Annotated in this window: 24 protein-coding genes and 1 other annotated feature; of the genes, 9 read left to right on the top strand and 15 right to left on the bottom strand. The window is 59.6% G+C overall.

Translation table 11 applies throughout. The features are described 5' to 3' along the window. Genes KPHS_30230 through KPHS_30180 form a run of 6 tightly spaced genes read right to left on the bottom strand, consistent with a single transcriptional unit; the run spans position 1 to position 5,421 of the window. The gene (locus KPHS_30230; RefSeq protein YP_005227323.1) at positions 1–831 is read right to left on the bottom strand and encodes an ABC transporter ATP-binding protein; all 831 of its coding nucleotides are present in this window, start codon (positions 829–831) and stop codon (positions 1–3) included. After that, positions 828–1,811, bottom strand: coding sequence for an ABC transporter substrate-binding protein (locus KPHS_30220; protein YP_005227322.1), 984 nt, complete (start codon positions 1,809–1,811; stop codon positions 828–830). Before KPHS_30220 ends, KPHS_30230 begins: the two co-directional genes overlap by 4 nt. Further along, a complete protein-coding gene (locus KPHS_30210; protein ID YP_005227321.1) occupies positions 1,811–2,692 on the bottom strand; it encodes a putative creatininase in 882 nt (293 codons plus the stop codon). The genes KPHS_30220 and KPHS_30210 overlap by 1 nt, the downstream gene beginning before the upstream one ends. Further along, on the bottom strand, positions 2,689–3,168 hold the full coding sequence (locus KPHS_30200) for a putative endoribonuclease (RefSeq protein YP_005227320.1): 480 nt from the start codon (positions 3,166–3,168) through the stop codon (positions 2,689–2,691). The genes KPHS_30210 and KPHS_30200 overlap by 4 nt, the downstream gene beginning before the upstream one ends. Continuing rightward, positions 3,158–4,441, bottom strand: coding sequence for a putative cytosine deaminase (locus tag KPHS_30190; protein YP_005227319.1), 1,284 nt, complete (start codon positions 4,439–4,441; stop codon positions 3,158–3,160). The genes KPHS_30200 and KPHS_30190 overlap by 11 nt, the downstream gene beginning before the upstream one ends. An 11-nt stretch (positions 4,442–4,452) precedes the next feature. Next, positions 4,453–5,421, bottom strand: coding sequence for a ferredoxin (locus tag KPHS_30180; protein ID YP_005227318.1), 969 nt, complete (start codon positions 5,419–5,421; stop codon positions 4,453–4,455). A 207-nt stretch (positions 5,422–5,628) separates the two neighbouring features. Between KPHS_30180 and KPHS_30170 the strand changes: the two genes are divergently transcribed. The 4 genes from KPHS_30170 to KPHS_30140 all read left to right on the top strand — a co-directional run bounded on the left by KPHS_30170 (position 5,629) and on the right by KPHS_30140 (position 10,252). Next, positions 5,629–6,528, top strand: coding sequence for a LysR family transcriptional regulator (locus tag KPHS_30170; protein ID YP_005227317.1), 900 nt, complete (start codon positions 5,629–5,631; stop codon positions 6,526–6,528). A gap of 294 nt (positions 6,529–6,822) precedes the next feature. Next, on the top strand, positions 6,823–7,812 hold the full coding sequence (locus tag KPHS_30160; RefSeq protein ID YP_005227316.1) for an ABC transport system periplasmic binding component-related protein: 990 nt from the start codon (positions 6,823–6,825) through the stop codon (positions 7,810–7,812). 11 nt (positions 7,813–7,823) lie between these two features. Next, positions 7,824–9,242, top strand: a complete 1,419-nt coding sequence (locus KPHS_30150) for an amidohydrolase (RefSeq protein YP_005227315.1) — start codon at positions 7,824–7,826, stop codon at positions 9,240–9,242. A 20-nt stretch (positions 9,243–9,262) separates the two neighbouring features. Then, on the top strand, positions 9,263–10,252 hold the full coding sequence (locus tag KPHS_30140; protein YP_005227314.1) for a 2OG-Fe(II) oxygenase superfamily dioxygenase: 990 nt from the start codon (positions 9,263–9,265) through the stop codon (positions 10,250–10,252). A 1,153-nt stretch (positions 10,253–11,405) separates the two neighbouring features. On the opposite strand, the gene KPHS_30120 is transcribed toward KPHS_30140, so the two are convergent. After that, positions 11,406–11,555 (bottom strand): hypothetical protein, encoded by a 150-nt coding sequence (locus KPHS_30120; RefSeq protein YP_005227313.1) that lies wholly within the window; start codon positions 11,553–11,555, stop codon positions 11,406–11,408. A 504-nt stretch (positions 11,556–12,059) separates the two neighbouring features. Here KPHS_30120 and KPHS_30130 point away from each other — a divergent pair. Together KPHS_30130 and KPHS_30110 are read left to right on the top strand one after the other, a co-directional pair. Continuing rightward, on the top strand, positions 12,060–12,302 hold the full coding sequence (locus KPHS_30130) for a LysR family transcriptional regulator (RefSeq protein YP_005227312.1): 243 nt from the start codon (positions 12,060–12,062) through the stop codon (positions 12,300–12,302). Between the two features lie 149 nt (positions 12,303–12,451). Then, the gene (locus tag KPHS_30110; RefSeq protein ID YP_005227311.1) at positions 12,452–13,444 is read left to right on the top strand and encodes a putative NADPH:quinone reductase and related Zn-dependent oxidoreductase; all 993 of its coding nucleotides are present in this window, start codon (positions 12,452–12,454) and stop codon (positions 13,442–13,444) included. 148 nt (positions 13,445–13,592) lie between these two features. On the opposite strand, the gene KPHS_30100 is transcribed toward KPHS_30110, so the two are convergent. Next, on the bottom strand, positions 13,593–14,528 hold the full coding sequence (locus KPHS_30100; RefSeq protein YP_005227310.1) for a LysR family transcriptional regulator: 936 nt from the start codon (positions 14,526–14,528) through the stop codon (positions 13,593–13,595). Positions 14,529–14,643: 115 nt separating this feature from the next. On the opposite strand from KPHS_30100, the gene KPHS_30090 reads away from it, so the two are divergent. The 3 genes from KPHS_30090 (at position 14,644) to KPHS_30070 (ending at position 16,604) form a co-directional block, all read left to right on the top strand. Beyond that, positions 14,644–15,261 (top strand): major facilitator superfamily protein, encoded by a 618-nt coding sequence (locus tag KPHS_30090; protein YP_005227309.1) that lies wholly within the window; start codon positions 14,644–14,646, stop codon positions 15,259–15,261. Beyond that, positions 14,644–16,175, top strand: a sequence feature (potential frameshift: common BLAST hit: gi|152970575|ref|YP_001335684.1| putative transport protein). (Overlaps the previous gene by 618 nt.) Further along, positions 15,282–16,175, top strand: coding sequence for a putative transport protein (locus tag KPHS_30080; RefSeq protein ID YP_005227308.1), 894 nt, complete (start codon positions 15,282–15,284; stop codon positions 16,173–16,175). Its footprint overlaps the feature before it by 894 nt. Before the next feature lie 144 nt (positions 16,176–16,319). Then, on the top strand, positions 16,320–16,604 hold the full coding sequence (locus KPHS_30070) for a hypothetical protein (protein ID YP_005227307.1): 285 nt from the start codon (positions 16,320–16,322) through the stop codon (positions 16,602–16,604). 36 nt (positions 16,605–16,640) lie between these two features. Here KPHS_30070 and KPHS_30060 read toward each other — a convergent pair whose 3' ends face one another. From KPHS_30060 to KPHS_30000, 7 genes are all read right to left on the bottom strand, one after another. Further along, positions 16,641–17,129, bottom strand: a complete 489-nt coding sequence (locus tag KPHS_30060) for a DinB family protein (RefSeq protein YP_005227306.1) — start codon at positions 17,127–17,129, stop codon at positions 16,641–16,643. Between the two features lie 117 nt (positions 17,130–17,246). Then, positions 17,247–17,774, bottom strand: coding sequence for a membrane protein (locus KPHS_30050; protein ID YP_005227305.1), 528 nt, complete (start codon positions 17,772–17,774; stop codon positions 17,247–17,249). 366 nt (positions 17,775–18,140) lie between these two features. Further along, positions 18,141–19,112, bottom strand: a complete 972-nt coding sequence (locus KPHS_30040; protein YP_005227304.1) for an oligopeptide ABC transporter ATP-binding protein — start codon at positions 19,110–19,112, stop codon at positions 18,141–18,143. Then, positions 19,109–20,089, bottom strand: a complete 981-nt coding sequence (locus tag KPHS_30030; RefSeq protein YP_005227303.1) for a putative ABC transport system ATP-binding protein — start codon at positions 20,087–20,089, stop codon at positions 19,109–19,111. Before KPHS_30030 ends, KPHS_30040 begins: the two co-directional genes overlap by 4 nt. Continuing rightward, positions 20,086–21,036 (bottom strand): oligopeptide ABC transport system permease component, encoded by a 951-nt coding sequence (locus KPHS_30020; RefSeq protein YP_005227302.1) that lies wholly within the window; start codon positions 21,034–21,036, stop codon positions 20,086–20,088. The genes KPHS_30030 and KPHS_30020 overlap by 4 nt, the downstream gene beginning before the upstream one ends. Next, a complete protein-coding gene (locus tag KPHS_30010; RefSeq protein ID YP_005227301.1) occupies positions 21,033–21,992 on the bottom strand; it encodes an oligopeptide ABC transport system permease component in 960 nt (319 codons plus the stop codon). Before KPHS_30010 ends, KPHS_30020 begins: the two co-directional genes overlap by 4 nt. A gap of 43 nt (positions 21,993–22,035) precedes the next feature. Beyond that, positions 22,036–23,739, bottom strand: coding sequence for an oligopeptide ABC transporter oligopeptide-binding protein+C3707 (locus KPHS_30000; protein ID YP_005227300.1), 1,704 nt, complete (start codon positions 23,737–23,739; stop codon positions 22,036–22,038). Positions 23,740–23,848: the final 109 nt, after the last annotated feature.

The following is a 23,848-nucleotide window of genomic DNA, read 5'->3' as shown; positions in this document are numbered from 1 at the left end:
TTATGACTCCATACCGGACTGGCTGGCCTGCAACAGACTGTCCTGCAGCTGACGGGCATACAGGGAAAAGGCCGGGCTGACGCGGAACGCCTCGCTGCGCGGGAACGGCTCGCGGATGGGGATATCTTCGACCACCCGTCCGGGACGGGCCGCCATCATGATCACCCGCTGGGAGAGAAACACCGCTTCGTGGATCGAGTGGGTGACGAACACTACCGTCAGGTTTTGCTCCTGCCAGAGACGCAGCAGGTCGCTGTCGAGTTTGTTACGCGTAATTTCATCCAGCGCGCCGAAGGGCTCATCCATCAGCAGCAGCTTTGGTCGGGTGACCAGGCCGCGGGCGATGGAGACGCGCATTTGCATGCCGCCGGAGAGTTCGCGCGGCAGGACGTCGGCGAACTTGCCGAGGCCCACCAGCTCAAGGACTTCACTCACCCGGGTATTTCCCTCCGCCCGCGGCACGCCGGCCAGATCCAGCGGCAGCCTGACGTTATTGCGCACGCTGCTCCACGGCATCAGGGTGGCTTCCTGGAAGACGAACGACAGCGGATGCTGGGCCTTTTCCCGACTGTCGCGCCGCCACAGCATCAGCTTGCCGTCGCTGGGCTCCACCAGGCCGGCGACCATCTTCAGCAGGGTGCTTTTACCGCAGCCGGACGGGCCGAGCAGGGTAATAAACTCCCCCTGATTGATGGTCAGGTTGACGGGCAGCAGCGCCCGGGTGCCGTTGCTGTAGATTTTCTCCGCCGACAGCACCTCGATGGCCGGGGTGGCAGCGGCGGGTATAAAGCGGGTATCGCTCATCACGGTCAGTTTCGGGGCGGTATTCATGGCATCACTCCGGCGTCTTTGACCATCTCCAGGGTGTAAGTCTGCTCAAACGGCACCTTGCTGGCGTCGATCAGTTTGTTTTTCACCAGCATGTCCCAGGTTTTCTTCAGCCGCGGCTCGGTGATGATGCCGATGCCGCCGGACTTAGCATCGCCGCCGGTCACCAGCTGGTACTGCTTCATCTGGGCAATGCCAAAGGCGATCTGCTCGGCGCCCATCTGCGGATTCGCTTTACCGATCAGGCTGTTGCCGGGGGCGGGATCCCGCAGGTAGCTTTTCCAGCCTTCCATGGAGGCTTTGACGAAGGCCGCCACCGCCGCCGGACGTTTGCGGATGGTGTCGGCCATACAGATAATCGAGTTGCCGTAGGGCGGGTAGCCCCAGTCGCTGAGCGGATAGACATAGAACGGCTGTCCGCCTTTGGCGACGGAAAACGGCTCCGAGGTCACGTAGCCCTGCTGCACCAGGTTTTTATCGGCGAGGAACGGCTGAACGTTAAAGGTATAGGGGCGCACTTTGCTGCCAGCCAGACCCAGCTCGCTTTTCGCCCACGGCCAGAAGGAGGTATAGGCCTCGGTGGCGAGCAGGAAGGTTTTGTCTTTAAGTTCCGCCGGGTTCTCCACTTTGTCATGGGTGATAAACACCGTCGGCGAGTGCTGGAACACGGTGGCGACGGTCACCGCGTGCACCCCGGCCTGCCAGGTCTCCAGCGCCTGGCCGTTGTCGCCAAGGGTGCAATCCGCCTGACCGGCCGCCATCAGCTGCATGACGTTGATCTGCGGGCCGCCCATTTTAATTTCGACATCGAGACCGGCGTGTTGATACAGCCCGGTGGCCTGGGCCTGGTAAAACCCGCCGTGCTCGGCCTGGGCATACCAGTTGGTGAGAAAGGTAAACTTCTCCGCCGCGAAGCAGGAGGCTGAGGTCGCGAGGGCGGCCACGGTCAGCAGGGTAAAAACGGGCGTCAATCTGGTATTCATCAGGGCTCCCTGGATTCAGCAGCGAAAGAAGGTGGTAGGGACTGCACAAAGCCGTGCCAGTGCTGTTTGCCCCAGGTCGGTTCGCGACGTTCGACCCAGGCCATGCGGTGGATCTCGATGATCGCCTGCGCCCAGCTGGCGGCGAGGGAGTCGAGAAGCCCTTCGCCTTGCTCCCGCGTCGCCGGGGTCGGGTCGCCAATCACCCCGCTGGGGCCAAAGTCATACGACGCCCACGCCGCCGCCGGACGGCCTTTCGACAGGGTTGGGCAGGGGAATTCCGGGGGGAAATTAGCGACGGCCCGTTCCATATGGACGCACTCCGGCGCCAGCGCCAGCATCAGCGCCGTTTCGCTATGCCCGGCGTGCATCGCCATCCGCTGTTCATGCGGGCTGAGAAACTGTTTTTCGCAGTTGGGCACGTTGAACACGTCGTGGGGGATGGCGATGAAATCCCCGTGGCGCAGGCGCATTTCCCGGCAGGCGATCTGCAGGATCTGCGGCTGGCCGCCGTGGCCGTTGATCATCAGCAGCTTGCGAAAACCGGCCCGATAGAGAGATTCGGCGATCTCCAGCAGGGTATGCAGCAGCGTATCGCCGCTAAGGGTCAGGGTGCCGGGAAAATGCAGATGCTCCTCGGACTTACCGTAGACGATTGGCGGAATGGCGTAGGCCGGGATCGTCGCCGGCAGCCTGGCGAGGGCATGGCCCGCCACGCCGGAAGATATCACGCTGTCCACCGAGCAGGGCAAATGCGGGCCGTGCTGTTCGATCGCCCCGGTGGGGAGGACGATAACCGTATTGCTTTTATCCGGCAGGGCGGCCACGTCCGTCCAGCTCAGAAAAGGAAGAAAGCGCGCGGCAGGAATGTAACCGTTAATCATCGCGGTGCCTCGGAGTTAAATGACGGGGGTAACCAGACGGTCGCTTCGACTTCAATCAGTACCGTGGCGTCGGGCAGCATTTCGCTGACCTGCACCACGGTGGAAACGGGCGGCTGGTCGGGGTAAAACAGCTTCCTGACCCGGCTGTAATAGGGAAAATGGTCAAGGTTGCGAAAGTACTGCACCAGTTTGATAACGTCGCTCATTTGCCCTCCCGCGGACGCCACGGTGCGGCGGATGCTCTCCAGGACGTACCAGCTCTGGGCGAGGATCGGGCCCTGTTTCGCATCGGTTGAAAATTCGCCGGTCGCCCCCAGCAGCTCCCGCACCGGCTCAGGCACATCCTGAAAGCCGTTGACGATGGTGCCGGTCAGGGGATTGACCGGAATAATGCCAGAGAGAAAGATAAAATCGCCGGCTCTGCGCCAGGCAGCATACCGCGCCAGCGGCGCCCCGGCGCCTGCTTCAAGACTCATGTGCCATCTCCTCCTGCCACACGCGTCGGTGGGTTAACCTGCCGTGGTTAACCACCAGACGGGCGGCGCTGTTTAAAGGCCAGGTAAAACGGTCGCTACCCGGGAAAATCACCACGCTGGCCGCCGCCCCGACGGCAAAGGGCGCCGCGTCTGCCGGCGAACCGGTTAGCGCCGCGCGATCGCAGATCAGCCGCGACTGCTGGTCGAACAGGTCGCTGAGCTGAGCGCCGAACAGACCGCAGGCCAGGGTGTCCAGCGGGTCGTAGCTCCCCGCCGGGCAGAAGGCATCCTGCACGTTGTCGCAGCCGAGCAGGGTGGCCACGCCGGCGGCCTGCGCCTCGTGCAGCAGAGTGATCCCCCGCTGGCGCGGCGTGCGGCCGAACGTCGCATCCTGCAGCAGCAGGTTGGTCATCGGCAGAGCGATAAGGGTGACGCCGTGCGCCGCCAGCTGGCGCAGGATCGGCGCCGCCTGTTCGTCGCTGCCGGCGGCCAGCGCGCAGCCGTGGCTGCAGCAGATATGTCCGGGAAAAGGGTGGCGGGAGAGATGATCCGCCAGCCAGGTCAGCCCCTGAGACACTTCGCTGAGCTCCTCATCGATATGCAAATCCAGATCCAGATCCCAGCGGGCTGCGCTGCACAGCAGATTTTCCATGGCGGCGGCGTCCCAGTTGGAGGAGTGGATGAAGCCGCCCAGCAGGCAGCGCTCTCCGCTGTTGGCGACCGTCCGGGCGATGGCCTCCGCTTGCGCCAGCTCGCGAAACAAGGGCAGCGGGATCAGCGCCACCCGCTCCAGGGTGATGCCGACGGTATCGAGGCGGGCGATCTCCTGCCAGGCGTCCGGCGCGTCGGCGGTAAACCAGTCGACATGGCTGCGCAAATGGGTCACGCCATTCGCTGCCGCCCGGGCCAGCGCGGCGGACGCCCGACGTTGAATATCCGCCCTGGTCCAGTGTCGGCGATCCTCGTGCATGGCGTGGATTGCCGCCAGCAGCCCGGCCTGCGCCGGACGGCAGCGTTCAATGGTGAATGTCTTGTCCAGATGGGCATGGGGTTCCACCAGGCCGGGGAGCGTCAGGGCTCCCGCCAGGTCCCACAGGCCGGGAGTCGGCTGGTCGGTTGGGGTCAATGCGGCGATCCGGCCGTCGCGAAAGGCCAGGTCCGCCAGCAGCGGTTCACCGTTGGCCTGCGTCGGCCAGCCGTCGGGCAGCACCCAGGCCGGGAGTCGGGCGCGGCTGATACCGGTGAGCGGCGCACAAGAGGAGGGGAGCGTCATCGTCAGTCTCCTCACAGATCCAAAACCAGACCCGGCGATTTCGCCCGCGAACAGCAGAGCGTGATCTGGTCGTTGCCGGCTTTCTCTTCCGCCGTCAGCACGCTGTCCCGGTGTTCGGGGATCCCGTCGAGGACCCCGGTAATACACGACCCGCACATTCCCTGTTCGCAGGAGAGCATTACCTCCACCCCGGCGTGCTGTAATACCTGAGCAATGGTTTGATCCGCGGCGACCTGCAGGCGCTGCCCGCTGGAGGCCAGCTCAATATAAAACGCATTTTTCGCTGCAGTATTATTTTCCGTCGCGGGAGTAAAACGCTCGAAAACGAATTGCGACGGCGACCAGCGATATTCCTCCATGACCGACTGCAGTCGCTGAATAAAACCCTCCGGGCCGCAGGCGACCACTGCGGTATCAGGATCGGGCGTGGTTAAGCAGGCGGGGATCCGCTGGCGAAACGACGCGCCTTCCTCGCTACAGTGGATCGCCACCGTGCCGCCCGCAGCCAGCTGGGTCAGGCGCGGGGAGAAGGCCGTCTGGCGCGCGCTGGCGACATAATAATGCAGCTCCAGCCCCCCCTTTCTGGCGGCAATCGCTTCGGCCATCGCCAGCAACGGCGTGATGCCGATACCGCCGGCAAACAGCAGGTAGCGCCCGGCCTCCGGCAGGGGAAAATGGTTGCGCGGAGGCGAAATGGCGAGCCGATCGCCGGCTTTGAGCTGCTGGTGCAAATAGCGTGAGCCGCCGGTGGAGGTGTCAGTCAGCCTGATGCAAACTTCATAGCCATTGCCGCGGTCAGGCATGCCGCACAGGGAATACTGCCGGGGGCCAATGCCGGGGATAATAATATCGATATGCGCCCCGGCAGAGTAGGTCGGTAATATTTCCCCGGCCGCCGCCTGCAATATTAATGATAGATTTCCCTCTCCGTTGGGGCGTATTTCCCCGACCGAGACCGAAATAAGATCGTGGCTGTGCATTACCGTTTACTCTCCCTCATTCCGCTGTCTGCAGGGCGGCCAGGGGCGGCGAAGAGATAACTCCCCTTCGCGGTGAACTGTCCGGCGTGCAAGAAAATGGGTGAAACGATCGTTTCTCCGCTATGAATGCTACGGTATTGTGATAAAACTGTTGCGTCCAGAGCTTTGATTCGCACAACCCGTTGCAAAAAAGAGAGCACCCAAACCATGTTTGCCTTCTCCCGATTTCTGCTCTATTTCACTGAAGTGGCCCGTCAGGGATCGTTTCGTAAAGCGTCAGAGGCGCTGCATGTGTCGGCGTCTTCCATCGATCGTCAGATTTTGCGCGTGGAACAGGAACTGGCGATGCCGCTCTTCGAGCGCCATCCCACCGGGCTGAGGCTGACCGCCGCCGGGGAGCTGCTCCTGCACGCGGCCAATAACTGGAAAAAGGACTTTACCCGGGTCTGCGAGCAGCTGGACGATCTGCGCGGGTTGCGGCGGGGGCATGTGCGCATCGCCACCATCGATGCCATTAACCGGCATTTCTTTTCGACGATGCTCAAAGAGGTGCATAAACATTATCCCAACATCTCTTTTACATTGACCACCATCAACAATATCCACATCCAGCAGGCGCTGATCTCCGGCGAGGCGGATTTCGGGATCATGCTCAATCCCCAGACCTCTCGTGAACTGCAGGTCCGGGCGTTTGCCGAGATGAATATGGGGATTGTGGTGCCCACCGGCCATCCGCTGGCCAGCCGCAGCGCGGTGCGCTTTAGTCAGTGCCTCGACTACCCCTTTATCCTGCCGTCCGCCCCATTGATGATCAGCGAGCCGGTGGAGGCGCTGGTGAACATCAGCGGCAACGAGGTAAAGGAGGTGGCGGTATCGAATAACATTCACATGATCCGCACCCTGATCAAAGAGCAGATGGGCATCGGCATCCTGTGCCGGCTGGATATTCTCGATGAGATTGAGTCCGGCCAGCTGGCGTTTGTGCCGCTAACCGATCCGCAGCTTAAGCCTTTCACCCTGGCGCTGTGCGTCTCGCCCGCCCGCCAGCTTTCCCTTGCCGCCTCGATGATGTTGAACCAGCTGGAGATGCTCTTCAGTCAGCTGTGAGCGACCAGGCAGGCACTAAAATCATTCATTAACGCACCATTATGGTGCGTTTTTGGTGTGCGTGAATCAAAGGTTGCATGCCCAAGGGCGGCGGCGCAGGCGATTTCTCGCGGCCGCTCGCAGGCGTTTAAATCTGGCATTGTTTTTGTATAGCTGAGTGTGAGTAGAAGCGGTCAGTACGGGTTATCCATACGGGACATTGCTCAGTCACCATGTCGCGGTTCAATGTTGACCGGGATGGGAGGCTGAGCCACATTCGCTCGCTCCCCCTCCCGGCGTAAAGAGGAGAGGGATATGAAAACAGGCGCACGCCTTCCCCGGGGCATACGCTGGCTGGGCCTGATGGCCCTCGGCGGTGTCTCGCTGGCCGTTCAGGCCGAGGAGAAAATCGTTCTGCTGACCTCCTGGTACGCCCAGGCGGAGCAGGGGGGTTATTATCAGGCTCAGGCCACCGGGCTGTACAAAAAATATGGTCTCGACGTCGAGATCCGCTCCGGTGGACCGCAGGTCAACGGCATGCAGTTGCTGTTGTCGAAGCGGGCCGATGTGATCATCGGTTACGACCTGCAGCTGCTGGAAGGCATTCAGCGCGGCTTCCAGGCAAAGGCCATTGCCGCGCCCTTTCAGTACGATCCCCAGGGGCTGCTGACCCATGCCGATGTCACCTCCCTGCAGGGGCTGAAAGACAAAACCCTGCTGGTCTCCAGCTCCGGTCAGGCGACGTGGTGGCCGTGGCTGAAGGCGCAATACCAGCTGAGCGACGCGCAGGTTCGCCCCTATACCTTCAATATTCAACCCTTTGTCGTCGATGACGCTGTCGCCCAGCAGGCCTATGTCAGCTCCGAGGTGTTCCAGGTGCAGAAGGCCGGGGTGAAGGCGAACTTCTTCCTCTTTTCCGAACACGGCTATCCCCCCTACGGCGGCATCCTTATCGCCCGCCCGGATACCATCGCCGAGCGTAAAGCGGCGATGGCGAAGTTCGTCCGCGCCTCAATGGAGGGCTGGGTGAGCTATCTCAAGGATCCGGCGCCGGGAAATGCGCTGATTAAGCAGGACAACCCGAAAATGACCGACGATCTGCTCGCCTGGGGCGTGACCCAGATCCGTGAGCATCACCTGATCGACGGCGGGGATGCCGCCAGCCAGGGCTGGGGGACGATGACCGACGCGCGCTGGCAGAAGACCCGCGACTTTATGGTCAGCGCCGGTCTGCTGGCGGCGGCCACCGACTGGAAACAGGCCTACACCACCGAATTTGTTCAGGCCATGCAGGTTAAACCCTGAGGAGCGACGCCATGTCATTAATGATTAAAAATGCCCATGCCATCCTCAGCGGTCTGCCCGGAGAGGCGGCGCGGCTGGCCGGGCCGGATATTCGCATCCGCGACGGCAAGATTGCCGCCATCGGCAGCCTGACGCCGCTGCCGGAAGAGCGACAGATCGATGCCCGCGACTGCGTGATCTATCCGGCATGGGTGAACACGCACCACCATCTTTTTCAGTCGCTGCTGAAGGGCGAGCCGCAGGGGCTGAACCAGAGCCTGACGGCCTGGCTGAGCGCTACGCCGTACCGCTTTCGCGCGGCTTTCGATGAACATACCTTTCGTCTGGCGGTGCGCATCGGCCTGGTGGAGCTTCTGCGCTCGAGCTGCGCCAGCGTGGCGGATCACAACTACCTGTACTGGCCGGATATGCCTTTCGATACCTCGGAGATTGTCTTCAGCGAAGGGGAAGCGCTGGGGATGCGCATCGTTCTGTGCCGGGGTGGGGCGACCCAGGGCCGGGCGGTGGAGCAGGATCTGCCGGTGGCGCTGCGTCCGGAAACCTTCGACGGCTATATGGCGGATATCGAACGGCTGGTCAGCCGCTATCACGACCCCCGGCCCGATTCTCTGCGCCGGGTGGTGATGGCGCCCACTACCGTCCTGCACTCCGCGCCGGGCGCCCAGCTGCGGGAGATGGCGAAGCTGGCCCGCCAGCTGGGGATCCGGTTGCACAGCCATTTATCGGAAACCGTCGATTATCTCGACGCCGCGCGGCAGAAATTCGCCATGACGCCGGTTCAATTCTGCGCGGAACACGACTGGCTGGGAAATGACGTGTGGTTTGCCCATCTGGTGAAGCTGCTGCCGGAGGAGATTGCCCTGCTGGGCCGCACCGGAACCGGCATCGCCCACTGCCCGCAAAGCAACGGCCGGCTGGGCAGCGGCATCGCCGATCTGCTGGCGCTGGAGCAGGCCGGGGTCCCGGTCTCGCTGGGGGTGGACGGCGCTGCCTCCAATGAAGCGGCGGATATGCAAAGCGAAGCCCATGCCGCATGGCTGCTACAGCGCGCGCGCAAGGGGATGCTGGCGCAGCCGCGCTACGGCCGGGGGCGCCTTCGAGGGGGGGCCGATGCGGCCACGGTGGAGGATGTGGTGCGCTGGGGCAGCGCCGGCGGGGCGCAGATCCTCGGCTTAGCGCAGAGCGGCACCCTGCAGGTCGGGATGCAGGCGGACCTTGCCATTTACCGGCTGGACGATCCGCGCTACTTCGGCCTGCACGATATGGCCATTGGGCCGGTGGCCTGCGGTGGGCGCGCCGCGCTGAAGGCGCTACTGCTCAATGGCCGCCCCATCGTGGAAGACGACGCCATTCCCGGTCTCGACCTTGACGCGATGCGTCACGACGCGCTGGCGGCCGTCCGTACCCTCCAACAGCGCGCCGCTGTGTAACTGATAACAGGATAATGACGATGACCTCGACCACCCAGAATCAACGCTACGCCTTACAGGAACTGGAAAAAGAGGCGCTGATGGGCGCCCAGGGCGAAGAGACCTTCGCCCGCGAAGTGCGCTGTATCGACCTGTCGAACTTTGCCACAAGAAAAAATGACATTGCCGAACAACTGTGGGAGGCGGCGGTGGAGATTGGCTTCTTCCAGGTCAGCCATCACGGTATTCCGCTGGCGGATATCCGCCAGGCGTTCAGCATGACCGAGGCGTTTTTCGACCTGCCCGACGAGGTGAAGCGCCAGTATCCGCTGGCCGGCAACGCCGGCTGGGAGAGCAAAGCGCAGGTCCGGCCATCGACCCGCACGCCGGATCAAAAAGAGTCGTATCAGATCACCCGGCCGCTGATGGCCGGGCGCTGGCCCAGCGATCGGGAGTTTCCAGCATTCAAGCAGACGATGCTCGGGTTTGAATCGCAGTGCTGGCAGCTGGGGATGAAGATCCTCTCCTGCTTTGCTTTGAAGCTTGGTTTTCCGGAATCGTTTTTCACCACCGCGCACGATCCGCAGCGTGACACCTACCAGAGCACCTTGCGCATGCTGCATTACTATGCGACCGAGCAGTCGCAGCAGGGGATGTGGCGGGCCGGCGCGCACACCGATTTTGACTGTCTGACGCTGCTGTTCCAGCGCCCCGGCCAGGGCGGCCTGCAGGTTTGTCCCGGTAAAGACCGCGAAAGCCAGCAGTGGACCAGCATTGAGCCGCGGGAGGAGGTGATCACCTGCAATATCGGCGATATGCTGATGCGCTGGAGCGACGACCAGCTGCCGTCTAACTTCCACCGGGTGAGAAACCCGCTGCCCCATGAATATCAGGGGCCGCGCTACAGCCTGGCGTTTTTTTGCCAGGCCAATAAAGATGTCGAGATCCTCGGGCCGCAGAGGAAGTACCCGCCCATCAGCGCCGAGGATTATCTGCAGCAGCGGATCCAGGCCAATTTTGCCAAAGGGTAAGATGCTGCCTTGAGAGGTATACCTGCCGCCGGCTTTCGCTGGCCGGGCGGCAGGATATCCGGCGCTGAGCTTTTCAGCTACCGTGTTAAGTTCCCTGGTGTCGTTGAAATAACTGAAGAATATCCCCTAAGCGTCAGCAGCAAGCTACCTCGACTAAGGACCTCGAAATCACGCCCTTTATGTCGTAAACGCCGTAAAGCCAGCGCTCCGGGGTTAAAGGGATTACCTTAACTTTCTTGATTGCTGTTAGTGGGTTCAGGCTAACCAGGGCAGGGCGGAGGCAGAATTTATAGGCTGGTAACCGGCTACGCCGGGCTTTCGGCGCCATTTGACTCCACAGACACATGTAACCTTATCTGGCGCCTCCATGCCGCTGACGCGGCATTCAGAAGCTTTCCGATGCTGTAGGTTTTAACGTCTGCTTTGTGCCAAATGCTGACGCTCAGGAATTGAGTTTCAGGTACTTTAAAAGCGAGGCTAGCGACTCGACAGGTCCAGCGTGACAACTAGGTGAGCGGGTTTCATCCCAGGGCATTGCATCATCAGTGCAGAAGTCTCCTGCACATTCCATTTCAAGACGTTCGTCAATTAAACCAACAGGAACCCAGACATAAGGTACGTCTCGCAGACTGTTAGGCACAGTTGAGCCACATACATTGCAAAAATCTGTACGGTACCCCGTTGGCTTAGACCATGAAGCAATGCAGTTTTCCCCTTTAATCCAGCGAAACTCACTGTCTTTGACTAGTGTGGCGAGATTGTAACCCACACCGCTCTGCTTTCTGCAAAGCGAGCAATGACAACGATAAAACACTGCTGGTTTATGAGTAAGTTCAAATTCAATTGTTCCACACAAACAAGATCCATTCATTTCAAAACCATTCCTGCAAGGTCTAAGAGATTTTATGAAACATTACCATCTTTTTTGTACTGAATAGGAGCGCTCTTTTTGGCAACTCAAAATCAGCTATCAGTCGGTCTGAATATCCGCTCTTCGCTCACAGCGGACTTTAAACTCACCCAGTACGCCCGCTTCGAGCCAGGAGCGCACATTTTGAAAGCCATCAAGTCCTTAGTTTGATGCCCATCGGAATTGTTTACTTTACAATACCAGCTACGAACAGCCTAACTAAAGCCAGGTGATCACGTGCATTCAAACATGATTGAATACCTTAATATTTTCGTACAGGTTGTTGAGCAGGGCAGCTTTACAAGGGCCGCTGACATTCTGCAGATTCATCGTCCCACCGTGAGCAAAGCGATACAGCAGATAGAGGACGACCTCGGCGTAAAACTCATCCATCGCACTACCCGTAAGTTGAGCGTTACGGCTGAAGGGGAGGCGTTTTATCATCGTGCCAGGCTTGTATTGTCTGAAGTTAATGACATGATGGCGAGCTTTTCACCTACCCTTCCACCTCGGGGGCGGCTCAGGATTGATGTCCCGCTGGCGCTGGCTCACGCCATACTGATCCCTAATCTCAAACATTTCCAGTCACTGTATCCTGACATTGATGTCATATTGGTTTCATCGGACAAAAAAACCGATCTCATTAGTGAAGGTGTGGACTGTCTTGTCCGCCTGGGTGAGCTTCAGGATTCGAGTTTTATTTCCAGACGTCTTGGTGACATCAGGATGGTCACCTGTGCAGCCCCGTCTTACTTGCAACAATATGGACGACCGGAAACACTTGCGGATCTGGATCAGCATCGGGCAATAAACTTTTTCAGCGACCACAGTCGTGATGTGATGGAATGGAAATTTACTAAGGACGGGAAGATTGTTTCGTTGCGTCCCGTAGGCAGCATGCTGGTTGATAATTCAGATATTCTGCTCTCCTGTGGACTGGCGGGCCTCGGCATAATCCAGGCCACCTTTAACGCCCTTGCTCCACATATTGCTTCCGGCGCTCTTGAAGAGATTCTGACGCAATACCCTTCTGTGTCTAAGCCTGTGTCGGTGCTGTATCCGGACAGGCACTACCTTTCGCCCAAAGTACGGGTCTTTATCGACTGGTTCAGTGAAGTTCTGACCATGCAGAACCGCTGAAACCAATGGATTGTTAACAGATAATTAATACTGAAGTTCCCTGTCAGCTATTTTTGGTACGTTTATAGCAGCGTAGATTGTCAGTAAATAAACCGGGCATGTCTTCAACAATATTCGAAAGATGTGCTGATAACTGACGAGAGCTGAATATGTCTAAAGTTGTTACCTTTAACCGCACCGGTGGTCCGGAAGTTTTGGAAATTGTCGATATGGAGGTGCCCGCACCAGCAGCGGGTGAAGTTCAGATTCGCGTGCAGGCTATCGGTCTTAATCGTGCAGAAATCATGTACCGCAACGGCCAATATGTTATTGAGCCGGAATTTCCGGCACGTCTTGGTTATGAAGCGGCTGGCGTTGTGCAGGCCGTAGGTGAGAATGTTGAGGCGTTTACCACTGGCGATCTGGTCAGCGTAATCCCTTCGTTTATGTTTAATGAATACGGCATGTACGGCGAACTGGTCAATGCACCTGTGCACGCTGTTGTGAAGCATCCTGAAAATCTTTCCTTTGAGGAAGCCGCTGCAAGTTGGATGATGTATGTCACTGCATATGGCGCGCTGGTTGAATATGGCAACCTTCAGGCTGGGCAGAATGTTGTGATCCGCGCAGCATCAAGCAGCGTAGGACTGGCTGCCATACAGATTGCTAACATGCTGGGTGCTAAACCCATTGCGCTTACCCGAACTGCCGAAAAAAGAGACATGCTTCTTAAAGCGGGTGCCGCCACTGTTATCGCTAGCGCTGAGCAGGATATGGTTGCGGAAATCAATCATGCGACAGATGGCATGGGCGCCCATATTGTTTTTGATCCTGTCGGTGGGCCGGACGTGGCAAAACTGACCCAGGTGATGGCACCGCAAGGGATGTTCTTCCAGTACGGCGCGCTAGACAGCCGCGACCTTCTTGTGCCTGTCTTTGATATTCTCGGTAAGCATCTCACGCTGCGTGGATATGAGCTGTTTGAAATTACGACGGACCCTGAAAAAATGGCACGCGCAAAATCCTTCGTCACCGAAGGGTTACGTTCCGGCAAACTGAAACCTGTCATTGATAAAACATTTCCGCTTGAGGATATTGCGGATGCACAGCGCTATATGGAAGCAAATGGACAGGTTGGCAAAGTCGTTGTAGTGGTTGAGTAAACCTCAAACCCACTAACCGTTCACCCAGATGAGCTGGTATGAAAGGTGAAGCGGAGGGCCATACGCTGCAGATCAGGATTCAGCGGTGCAGACTTTTCTGACCTAAAGGGAAGGGGGCGGCACACTCTGCTTCAGTGGGGGTAGCTAATCACCTCAAATTGTTAGATACAAGGGGTGGGGGTGCCGATGCGGGTGACAAGGGTATCTCTGCCGCAGCCATAAAATCGATAAAACAGCGTATTCGCGGTGACAGATAGCGGCTGGCGGGCCACAGGACCGAGAAATGCCCATCCTTGACGCAACAGCCGGGCAACACCTCCTGCAGTTGTCCCTCATCCATTGCCTCGCGCACGACAAAATCAGGCACATAAGCGATGCCCATCCCCGCCACGCTTAAGCGAATGGCGGCCTCAATGTTATTGACCGTCATCACGGCAGCGGCCCTGAAATCTCCCGTCAGTCGCATACCGCGCAGTTCCCAGGGCTGGATCAGCCCCGTCGCGGGGAAGCGGAAAAAAATGCACTTGTGTGCCGCCAATTCCGCTGGTGAGCCGGGAACGCCGTATTCCGCCAGATAGGTCGGACTGGCGCAGAGCACAAAACGAAAACCTCCCAGCTTTCTGGCGATCAAGCGGGAGTCCGCTAATTCACCGCTGCGGATAGCGACATCAACTCCCTCATCGATCAGATTGACCAGCCGGTCGCTAAAGTCGAGATCCAGTTCAACCTGCGGATAAAGACGGCTAAAGGCGGTGAGGGCGGGGAGCAACAGGCGGTAGCCAATGACGGGCAGTGAAATCCTCAGTTTGCCGGTGGGCTGTGAGAGACTGCTGGTCAGCTCTGACTCGGCCTCCTGGATCTGCTCCAGGATACTCTGACAGCGGGTCAGAAATGCGGCCCCCTCCGCCGTCAGGCTGACGTTTCTGGTGCTGCGGTTGAACAGCCGGACCCCCAGTTTATGCTCAAGCCGGGCGACATTCTTACCCACCGCCGAGGCAGATATGCCCAGCAGCCTGGCGGCCTGAACAAAGCTTAGCGTTTCGGCGGTGCGGACAAAGGACGTCAGCGAGGTGAGGCTGTCCATCGATTATAAACCTTATGTCTCTTAAGAAGATATTTTCAGTCTATTTATCGGCAAGAACATCCGCAATAGGATGGCGACAGTTTATTCTTTCTTGCCGACTGATGAGGGCCGCCCGATGTTACTCCCCGCCAGAACACCTTCCCGATACGCCAGCGCCCTGGCCGCGCTTTCTGTCTTTATGGCGGCCTTGCTGCTGCCGTTAAGTTTTACCGGCGGTGTCATGACCACCCCCGCGATACAGCAGTCGCTGGGCGGCTCTCCCGCTGCGCTGTCGTGGCTGACCAATGGCTTTATGCTGACTTTCGGCAGCTTTTTGCTGGCCGCAGGGGTGACGGCGGATGCCATCGACAGAAAACGTATTTTTATCGCCGGCGCCGCGCTGTTGTGCCTGAGCAGCCTGCTGTTTTGTCTGACGCACAATCTCTTCCTGTCAGGCGTGTTGAGGGCGCTGCAGGGCCTGGCCGCGGCGATGATTTTAGCCAGCGGCAGTGCGGCGCTGGCCCAGCTGTATGATGGCGCCCAGCGGACGCGGGCATTCAGCATCCTCGGCACGGTGTTCGGCATTGGCCTGGCGTTCGGTCCGCTGCTGATCGGCTTCATGATCGACGCGGTGGGCTGGCGCGGCGTATACGCCCTGTTTGCGCTGCTCTCGGCAGGGGTTCTGCTTATAGGCCTGGTATCTCTGCCTGCGACAGAAAAAGCGAGCCGCGGACACCCGACAACCTGGGCTTAACCCTGTTTACGCTGGCCCTGATGCTGTTTACTGCATCGCTTATGGTCATTCCGGCCCGCGGTTTTTTATCCCTGACCACGCTGGCCTTGCTCATCGCGTCGGGGGGGCTGTTCGTGGCGTTTGTCGTACGCTGCCGGAGGGTGAACAACCCGGTGCTGGAACTCTCCCTGCTGCGTCATCCGCGTTTTGTCGGCGTACTGTTGTTGCCTGTCGCCACCTGCTGTTGCTACGTGGTCCTACTGATTATTGTTCCACTGCATTTTATGGGCGGAGAGGGGATGAGTGAGTCGCAGAGCGCACTGTATCTGATGGCGCTGACCACGCCGATGCTGGTTTTCCCATCCGTTGCGGCCCTGCTCACCCGCTGGTTTTCACCGGGGCAGGTGTCCACGGCGGGACTGATGATGGCCTCCGTCGGGTTGTTGTTGCTGGGCGATGCTTTTCACAGTAACCACCTCCCGCAACTGGTGCTGGCGCTGATCCTCTGTGGGGCGGGGGCGGCGCTTCCCTGGGGACTGATGGATGGCCTGGCGATATCCGCTGTGCCGGTCGCCAAAGCCGGTATGGCGGCAGGCCTGTTCAACACCGTACGCGTTGCCGGCGAGGGGATCGCCCTGGCGGTCGTCTCCGCGGTATTAACGGCAAGCAATACCCTGACCCTGCAGAGTCGCGTTCACGGGTATGCCCCCGAGGTGATTCACCGCGCCGCAGGCTGGCTGGGGGCCGGCAATATGCCGCAGGCGGCTGCGCTTTTGCCTGATTTTTCCCTCCGGGTGCTGCGCGAGAGCTATGACTCTGCTTATACGCTACTGTTTAGCGGGCTGGCGGTCGTCACCCTGCTGTGCGCCCTGATGATCTGGCTGACGCTATGCCGGAAGGGGGGCGCTATCCAAACCCGCGACAGTGGATCCTGAACCCCCTTGATAGCGCGGTGGCGTCACGCTTCCCGGTCTGCTCAGCGAACCGGAACTGTTATTGTTTCGCTGACGGAATTATGCTGATTAGGGCGGCCATATGCGCCGCTCCGGCAACGGAAACTGTGACTGACAGGCGGCGGTATGGCGAGTGATACGGACCGGATTTATATCGAGATTCTGGAAACGGTGCTGATGGCCACCCTGGATCCTGATTTGTGGAAATCGGCGCTGCAGAAACTGGCGTTTCTCACCGGCAGCGCCTTGATGGAGTTGTTTAACGTCAAGCCCGCCGAAAACGCAGTGGCGGAGCTGCTGGTGCGGGGTATGACGCCTTACATCTGGGCGTATCTATCGCCACGATCGGAACCCACCTTAGCGCCCTGTACCAGAAAACCCATACTCGACATCAGGCAGAGCTCCTGCTGATTCTCCGCGTAATCGACGGCGAATGGTTTCGCTCGGTCAGGAATGATGGTCGCGCAGGAAAACGGTCAGCACCTCTTTCGGCGGCACGCCGCCGCATTCGCCAATCATCCAGCCCACCGCGCCGCGGTGATAGGCGCCGTGAAAGAGCATGTGGTTCAGCATCTCCATCGCGGTCATATAGCCGTCGCCGCCGTCGACAAATTTGAAGGCGATACGTTCGTGGAAATCGGCGGGGGTCATGGCGCTGACGTACTGAATGTATTCGTCCGTACAGGCGGTCATGGCCGTTTCCAGCTCATCAACGGTTGGCGTCTCAGGGGTATTCAGCGCGGTGTAGCCGTGCGGCCTGCCGCGCAGGTTCGCCCGGAAAATCATATCAACGACATGGATATGGTTCATCAGCCTGATGGTCAGGTGACGCTTTTCGCCATGTACCGTTCCGTCAATCGCGCGGATCGCCTGTAAGGTGGCAAGGTCAATCCAGCGCTTGTATTTCAACAGCGTTACTACTGTGTCTTTGTCCATAGTCGGTCCCGGGTTGGTTGAATCGTTATCATACTGGTTATGCCGGTGAGCCGTCACTCACCGGCATCAGGCACAAAAAAGCCTCGCCGAGGCGAGGCTTTTCAATAAGCAGGTGATTTAGTCAAACACACCGTTAATCACGGCGGTGACGATCGCGGTGCTCAGGGCCACCAGCACCAGATCATCGCCGACCGCGCGCCATTCATAGCCCGGATAATAGGGCAGGTCGTTAATCATAGAAGCTGGCAGGGTCTTTTTGGCGATCCCCGGAGGGAGCGGTTTGCCGCGAGCGACATTTTTGGCGATACCCGGCGGCAGCGCCTGATAGCCGACCAGACCGTAGTTCACGGCAAGGGAGCGCGCCCGTGAGAAGCTAATATCGCTGTCGACGTGGTCGGGCTTGCCGTAGTTTTTCCGTTTGCCGTGATCTTCAGTGGACTGGCCTTTATTTTGCCCTTTATTGCCATGGTCGCCACTGTTACCGTTGTTACCATGATTGCCGCTATTGCCATGGTTACCACTGTTCCCGTGATTACCACCGCCGTTGCCATTGCCATTACCCGGGTTGGCATACGCTGGCGCGGCCATGACGGCAAGGGAAATAACCGCCGCCAGTGCTGTTTTGAGAGTGCGACGCTTAAGCATGATGTTGATACCTTAACAGGGAGTACACGCTTAAAAAAATAAGATAAAGCTATACCCCAGGCAATCTCATGTTGTCTTATTTTTTTGCCCTTATTTAATTAGCGGCGGGAAAAGGGTAGCGGGACGCGGACGAGCAATTCCATTGCTGCGTTTTGACAGACGGGCGACCGCGCCCCGCTAAATATCTTGCCGGGAGGATCGCTCCCGGGCGTGGAGAAAAAATGCCCGAAGCCATTGGGCAAAAGAGTACAAAGATGTTCCGCTTCATTTATCGCGCGTCTCACAAGACGGGGCGGATAGTAAATCCTGGCGCTGCCGCGCACAATCGGTCGGTTGTTTAGAAATAAATAACCCCATTGACCGCGCTCAGGATGCGACCCAATGACAGGCGACCCGATGGCCCGGGGCCACCTCGCGCAGCGCCGGAGGCTCTCTGCGGCAACGTTCGCTGGCCAGCGGGCAGCGGGATGAAAAGCGGCAGCCGGCGGGGGGATTGGCCGGATCCGGGATCTCGCCTTGCACCAGCGCCTGCGGTTCGCTGTGCGGGTCGAGGGTCGGCACCGCAGCCATCAGGGCGCGGGTATAGGGATGGAGGGGGCGGCTGAACAGCGCATCGCGGCTGGCGCTTTCCACCAGTTGCCCGAGATACATCACCGCCACATCGTCACATAAATGCTCCACCACCCCGAGGTCGTGGGAGATAAACAGAAACGTGACGCCGCGGTTGTCGCGCAGGTCGGAAAACAAATTGATGATCTGCGCCTGAATCGACACATCAAGGGCCGAGATGGGTTCATCGGCGACGATAAAATCCGGGTTGAGGATCAGCGCCCGGGCAATACCGATCCGCTGACGCTGGCCGCCGGAAAACTGATGCGGGAAGCGGGCATAGTGTTCCGGCGCCAGGCCGCAGATCTTCATCACGTCGATTACCCGGTCATATAGCTCATTGCGGGCGCACAGTTTGTGCTCCAGCATGGCTTCGCCAATCGCTTCGCCAATACGCAGCCGCGGGTTCAGCGAGCTATAGGGGTCCTGAAACACCAGCTGCATCCTGGGCCGGATAGCGCGCAGGGCAGGCGCGGTCAGGTCGGCCAGCTCCTGACCGTGAAATTTCACGCTGCCGGCGCTCTTCTCGTACAGGCCAAGCAGGGTCCGGCCGACGGTGGTTTTACCGCTGCCGGACTCGCCCACCAGGCCAAAAATGGTGCCCGGACGGATATTAAAGCTGACGCCGCCCACCGCGCGAAGCTCGCCGGTCTGCTGACCAAACAGGCCGTCGCGCAGCGGAAAATATTTTTTCAATCCATCCACTTCAATGACATAGCGTTCGCTCATGCTGTCACCTCCGCAAATTCGCTATAAAAGCAGGCAGCACGTTGGCGGTCGCCGAGCAGCGGCGGAATCGCCTCCCGGCAGCGCGCCGTCGCCCGCTCGCAGCGCCCGGCAAAGGCGCAGCCCGCCGGCAGGGCGGCCAGATCCGGCACCTGGCCGGGAATTGAGTACAGCCGCCGACGCCGCTCACCGGGCACCGGTCGGGAGGCGATCAGCCCCCGCGTGTAGGGATGCTGAGGATGCCGTAGCACTTCCGCGGTGGCGCCTTGTTCCACAATTCGTCCGGCATACATCACCACCACCTGCTCGGCCATCTGCGCGATCACCCCCAGGTCGTGGGTAATCAGCATCATCGCCATCTGGCTGGCCCGGGCCCGATCCCGCAGCAAGCGTAGGATCTGCGTCTGCACGGTCACGTCGAGAGCGGTGGTGGGTTCGTCGGCGATCAGCAGTTTGGGCCGACAGCTCAGCGCCATGGCGATCATCACCCGCTGCAGCATGCCGCCGGAAAGCTGGTGAGGATAGCGGGTCATCAGGCTGTCCCCGCGCGCCAGGCCGACCTCGCTTAACAGCTGGATGGCCTGATGCCAGGCGGCTTTCGGCGTGGCGCCGAGGTGGCGGATCGGCGGTTCGCATAGCTGCTCCCCGATGGTCAACACCGGGTTGAGGGCCGACATCGGTTCCTGAAAAATCATTGCCAGCTGGTGACCGCGCAGATCGGCCATCTGTCTGGCTTTCAGCCGCAGCAGATCGCGGTCCGCGAAGCGGATCTCGCCGCCGTCGATGCGCGCCGTCTGCGGCGGCAGGAGGCCCATCAGCGCCATGGCGGTGACGCTTTTGCCGCAGCCGGATTCACCCACCACGCCAACGGTTTGCCCGGCCTGAATGGTGAAAGAGACCTCCTGCACCGCGCGCACGCGAGAGCGTTCGCCGGCGAAAGAGACGGAAAGATGATCAAAGGAGACTAACGGCGTGGTCATTTCAGCCTCGGTTTCATATTGGGATCCATGGCATCGCGCAGGCCATCGCCCAGCACGTTGATGGCGATCACGGTGATAAAGATGGCGATGCCCGGCGGCATCCACAGCCAGGGGCGACGCTGGAAATCGATCAGACTGTTAGCGGCATCCATCATATTGCCCCACGACGGCGTCGGCGGCACCACGCCGAGGCCGAGATAGCTCAGCGCGGATTCACTGAGAATGGCGTTGGCGACGGCCATGGTCGCCATCACCACCAGAATCGGAATGGTATTCGGCAGCAGGTGGCCAAACAGCCGGCGACGCGCCGACAGTCCCAGCACCTGGGTGGCCAGCATAAAATCGCGTTCGCGCAGGGAGAGACATTGCCCGCGCACCAGCCGCGCCAGTCGGGGCCACTCCAGCAGGCTGAGCATCACCACCACCATATAAATGCGCGAGTCCGGCGAAAAATCGAGCTCAGAAAGCATCGCCCCGGCGACGATCAATAGCGGTAACCCGGGGATAGTCATCACCAGGTCGGCCACGCGCATGATCAGTTTGTCGGTTAACCCGCCGACGTAACCCGAGAGGGCGCCGAGCAGGTAGCCGAGGCACACCGACATCACCATGGTCAGCAGGCCGATAATCAGCGAGATGCGCCCGGCCAGCAGCAGGCGGGTGTAGACATCGCGACCGAGGAAATCGGTCCCCAGCCAGTGTTCCGCCCCGGGCGGCTGGTTGATGCTCAGGGCGTCGGTGGCATCATCACTCCACGGCGACCAGACGGGCCCCAGCACGCACCACACCGCCATCACCGCCAGCAGGATCAAGCAGAACATGGCCAGCCGGTTACGGCGCAGCTGTCGCCACCCCTGGCGCCAGGGAGAGGGGGTAATGTGCGCCAGCGCCGGGATAGCCGCCTGCCGCTGGCGGCGACGGGAAGCTAAGTAAGACAGGATCATCATGACCTCACCCGAATACGCGGATCGGCCCAGGCGTACAGCACGTCGGCGAGCAGATTCCCGACGATCGTCAGCACCGCCAGAAACAGGGTAAACCCCATCAGTACCGGATAGTCGCGGGCGGCCAGCGAGTCGATATGAATGTGGCCCGCCCCCGGCCAGTTGAATACCTTTTCGGTAATGATCGCCCCGGAGAATAGCCCCGGCAGCTCGAAGCCCAGCAGGGTGATAATCGGCAGCAGGGCGTTGCGCAGGGCATGTTTGAGGATCACCGTGCGCTCCTGCAACCCCTTGGCACGGGCGGTACGGATAAAATCCATTTTCACCACGTCGAGCATACTGGCGCGCACATAGCGCGTCAGGCTGCCCGCCTGCAGCATCACCAGCGCCAGCACCGGCAGCGCCAGATGGGCAGCCACCTGCAGCACATACTGCCAGCCGCTCTCGTCGCTGCCGGTATTGGTCATCCCGCCTACCGGCAGCCAGTGGAGATCGACGGCGAACCATTTAATCAGCAGCAGGCAGAGGAAAAAGGTGGGGAACGACATGGCGGCAAACACCGCGACGCTCACCAGATGATCAAACCAGGAGCCGGGTCGCAGGGCAGAAACCACGCCGACCGCCAGGCCGATGCCCCAGTAAAAGACCAGCGCGACGCTGGCCAGCAGAAAAGAGTTCCAGATGTACTGGTTGAGCAACTGGCTGACCGGGATCTGATACTGAAGCGAAAAGCCTAAATCACCGCGCAGCAACTGTCCCAGCCAGTGGAGGTAGCGGGTCAATAGCGGCTGGTCGAGGCCGTAGATCGCCTTTAGCTCCGCGGCGCGGGCAGCGGTCAGGGTGATATTGCCATCGATAAAGTCGCCGGGGGTTTTGGCAAACAGCAAAAAAATAATGAAGGAGGCCAGCAGCAGCATCGGCAGCGTTTGCAGCAGGCGCCTCAGGATGAAATTTCTCATGACGGTCTCACATCAGCCGCCGGTTAACCCGGCGGCCAGGGATTTATTTGACGATTTTTACATCCGGCAGGCTGCCGGTCAGGCCGTTGTAGATATCCGGCTTAAAGCCGCTGACGCGGGCGCTGCTGGCGGAAAGGATCTCGCGATAGCCGAGCAGGATCACCGGCGGATCGTCGGCCAGCACTTTATACAGCTGGTGGTAGATCGGCTTGCGCTGTTCGATGTCGAGCACCGCGTTGCCGGCGTTAATCAGCTTATCGACTTCCGCGTTATGGTAGCCGGACTCTTTAGCTTCGCTGCTGTAGAAATCCCATACCCCGTCGTGCGGGTCGTTGAGGGTGCTGGTGCTGAACGAGGCCAAATCGTAATTTCCGGCTTTGCGCTGCGCCATCAGGGCGTTGAAATCCACCACCTGCGGCTTCAGCAGCACGCCGATCTGCCGCCAGTTCTCCTTGGCGATGGGGATCAGCGCATCGTTGAGCACCTTCTTGCTCACCAGCAGGGTCAGCTCCAGGCGCTGGCCGTCTTTGGCGCGGATACCGTCGGCGCCTGGTTTCCAGCCGGCCTCATCCAGCAGCTTTTTGGCCTGGGCCGGATCGTAAGGGTAAGGGTTGACGCCTTCAGCGTTAAAGGCCCAGGAGATCGGCGCGATCGGTTCGATGGCGACTTTGCCGTATCCCTGATAGACCACGTCGATCAGCTTCTGCCTATCCAGGCCGTAAATCAGCGCCTGGCGCACCCGCTTATCCTGCAGCGCCGGGCGATGCACGTTGAATTCCACCTGGCTGTAGTCGCTGGAGCCGTAAAGATTAATATTGGCGAAGCCGAGCATCTTCAGTTGCTCAATATCGTCGGGGCGCGAGGTAAAGGCGTCGTAGTCGGTCTCCCCGGTCTGGAACAGCTGGAAGTTGGTGGACGGATTGGTCACGCGATAGATAAAGCGCGGCGTTGGCGGCGTCCCACGGTAAAAATGGCTATTGGCATGGAAGCGTATTTCCTGACCGGGAATATATTTGTCGTACACGTAAGGGCCGTTGCCCAGCGGCTTGCCGTGCAGTGAGCGTAGATAGTCGAGATTCCCCCGCTGATACCCTTTGCCGTACCAGGCTTTCGACAGTACAGGCCCGCCAATTTTGGCCAGCGTGGTGGCGCCTGGCTGCGTGGTGGTCACCTGCAGGGTGAGCGGGTCGATGACCTTCAGGCCGCTGACGCTGTCAGCCTTGCCGGCTTTGTAGTCCGCCCCGCCGGCGATATTGGCCAGGGTGATGTCGGTATCGCCATCATAGCTGGGGTCGAGCAGGACCGTCAGGGTAAAGGCGACATCTTCCGCCGTCAGCGGTGAGCCGTCGCTAAAGGTGAGGCCAGGGCGCAATTTGATGGTATAGACTTTGTTATCCGGGCTGACCGTCCAGCTCTCCGCCAGTCCCGGGACCAGCTTGCCCTGGCTGTCCCAGTCGATCAGGCGTGAAAAAATGACGTTAGTCACGTTCTCATCCCAGCCGTTGACGAAAAAGTAGGGGTTAAAGATCCCTTGCGGCTCTGAGATCCCGGCCACCACCGTGTCTGTGCGCAGTTTGGCGCTGGCCGGGATCTGGCTGGCGTCAGTGGCCGGGGTGATACCTTCTTTCAGGAGACCCTCAGCAAAGACAGCAGAAGAAAATGCTACCACGCCGCCGAGCAGGGCCACTTTTAGCGCCAGGGCGAAGCGGGTTTGTCTGGTTTTTAATCCTTGTTGTAATCTGGACAAAAGTGCTACCTCATCAAATGATTGCGTGGTTATTTACAATTCATGACGAAAGATAAGAGGCGCACTTCGCCCTGTCTAACACTGAAACGCTATGATTTATAACTAATTA

The sequence above is a fragment of the Klebsiella pneumoniae subsp. pneumoniae HS11286 genome (assembly GCF_000240185.1).
Classification (GTDB): domain Bacteria; phylum Pseudomonadota; class Gammaproteobacteria; order Enterobacterales; family Enterobacteriaceae; genus Klebsiella; species Klebsiella pneumoniae.
The sequence above is the reverse complement of the archived record's forward strand: the minus strand, read 5'-3'. Positions and strand labels throughout refer to the sequence as shown.

What these genes read in the sequence shown, in the direction of transcription:
- KPHS_30060 (YP_005227306.1), bottom strand. Translation starts at nt 17,129, where the DNA reads ATGGACAAAGACACAGTAGTAACGCTGTTGAAATACAAGCGCTGGATT.
- KPHS_30170 (YP_005227317.1), top strand. Translation starts at nt 5,629, where the DNA reads ATGTTTGCCTTCTCCCGATTTCTGCTCTATTTCACTGAAGTGGCCCGT.
- KPHS_30110 (YP_005227311.1), top strand. Translation starts at nt 12,452, where the DNA reads ATGTCTAAAGTTGTTACCTTTAACCGCACCGGTGGTCCGGAAGTTTTG.
- KPHS_30090 (YP_005227309.1), top strand. Translation starts at nt 14,644, where the DNA reads ATGTTACTCCCCGCCAGAACACCTTCCCGATACGCCAGCGCCCTGGCC.
- KPHS_30080 (YP_005227308.1), top strand. Translation starts at nt 15,282, where the DNA reads ATGCTGTTTACTGCATCGCTTATGGTCATTCCGGCCCGCGGTTTTTTA.
- KPHS_30010 (YP_005227301.1), bottom strand. Translation starts at nt 21,992, where the DNA reads ATGAGAAATTTCATCCTGAGGCGCCTGCTGCAAACGCTGCCGATGCTG.
- KPHS_30130 (YP_005227312.1), top strand. Translation starts at nt 12,060, where the DNA reads ATGCTGGTTGATAATTCAGATATTCTGCTCTCCTGTGGACTGGCGGGC.
- KPHS_30100 (YP_005227310.1), bottom strand. Translation starts at nt 14,528, where the DNA reads ATGGACAGCCTCACCTCGCTGACGTCCTTTGTCCGCACCGCCGAAACG.
- KPHS_30160 (YP_005227316.1), top strand. Translation starts at nt 6,823, where the DNA reads ATGAAAACAGGCGCACGCCTTCCCCGGGGCATACGCTGGCTGGGCCTG.
- KPHS_30200 (YP_005227320.1), bottom strand. Translation starts at nt 3,168, where the DNA reads ATGAGTCTTGAAGCAGGCGCCGGGGCGCCGCTGGCGCGGTATGCTGCC.
- KPHS_30140 (YP_005227314.1), top strand. Translation starts at nt 9,263, where the DNA reads ATGACCTCGACCACCCAGAATCAACGCTACGCCTTACAGGAACTGGAA.
- KPHS_30190 (YP_005227319.1), bottom strand. Translation starts at nt 4,441, where the DNA reads ATGACGCTCCCCTCCTCTTGTGCGCCGCTCACCGGTATCAGCCGCGCC.
- KPHS_30150 (YP_005227315.1), top strand. Translation starts at nt 7,824, where the DNA reads ATGTCATTAATGATTAAAAATGCCCATGCCATCCTCAGCGGTCTGCCC.
- KPHS_30220 (YP_005227322.1), bottom strand. Translation starts at nt 1,811, where the DNA reads ATGAATACCAGATTGACGCCCGTTTTTACCCTGCTGACCGTGGCCGCC.
- KPHS_30030 (YP_005227303.1), bottom strand. Translation starts at nt 20,089, where the DNA reads ATGACCACGCCGTTAGTCTCCTTTGATCATCTTTCCGTCTCTTTCGCC.
- KPHS_30040 (YP_005227304.1), bottom strand. Translation starts at nt 19,112, where the DNA reads ATGAGCGAACGCTATGTCATTGAAGTGGATGGATTGAAAAAATATTTT.
- KPHS_30050 (YP_005227305.1), bottom strand. Translation starts at nt 17,774, where the DNA reads ATGCTTAAGCGTCGCACTCTCAAAACAGCACTGGCGGCGGTTATTTCC.
- KPHS_30180 (YP_005227318.1), bottom strand. Translation starts at nt 5,421, where the DNA reads ATGCACAGCCACGATCTTATTTCGGTCTCGGTCGGGGAAATACGCCCC.
- KPHS_30210 (YP_005227321.1), bottom strand. Translation starts at nt 2,692, where the DNA reads ATGATTAACGGTTACATTCCTGCCGCGCGCTTTCTTCCTTTTCTGAGC.
- KPHS_30120 (YP_005227313.1), bottom strand. Translation starts at nt 11,555, where the DNA reads ATGGATGAGTTTTACGCCGAGGTCGTCCTCTATCTGCTGTATCGCTTT.
- KPHS_30070 (YP_005227307.1), top strand. Translation starts at nt 16,320, where the DNA reads ATGGCGAGTGATACGGACCGGATTTATATCGAGATTCTGGAAACGGTG.
- KPHS_30230 (YP_005227323.1), bottom strand. Translation starts at nt 831, where the DNA reads ATGAATACCGCCCCGAAACTGACCGTGATGAGCGATACCCGCTTTATA.
- KPHS_30020 (YP_005227302.1), bottom strand. Translation starts at nt 21,036, where the DNA reads ATGATGATCCTGTCTTACTTAGCTTCCCGTCGCCGCCAGCGGCAGGCG.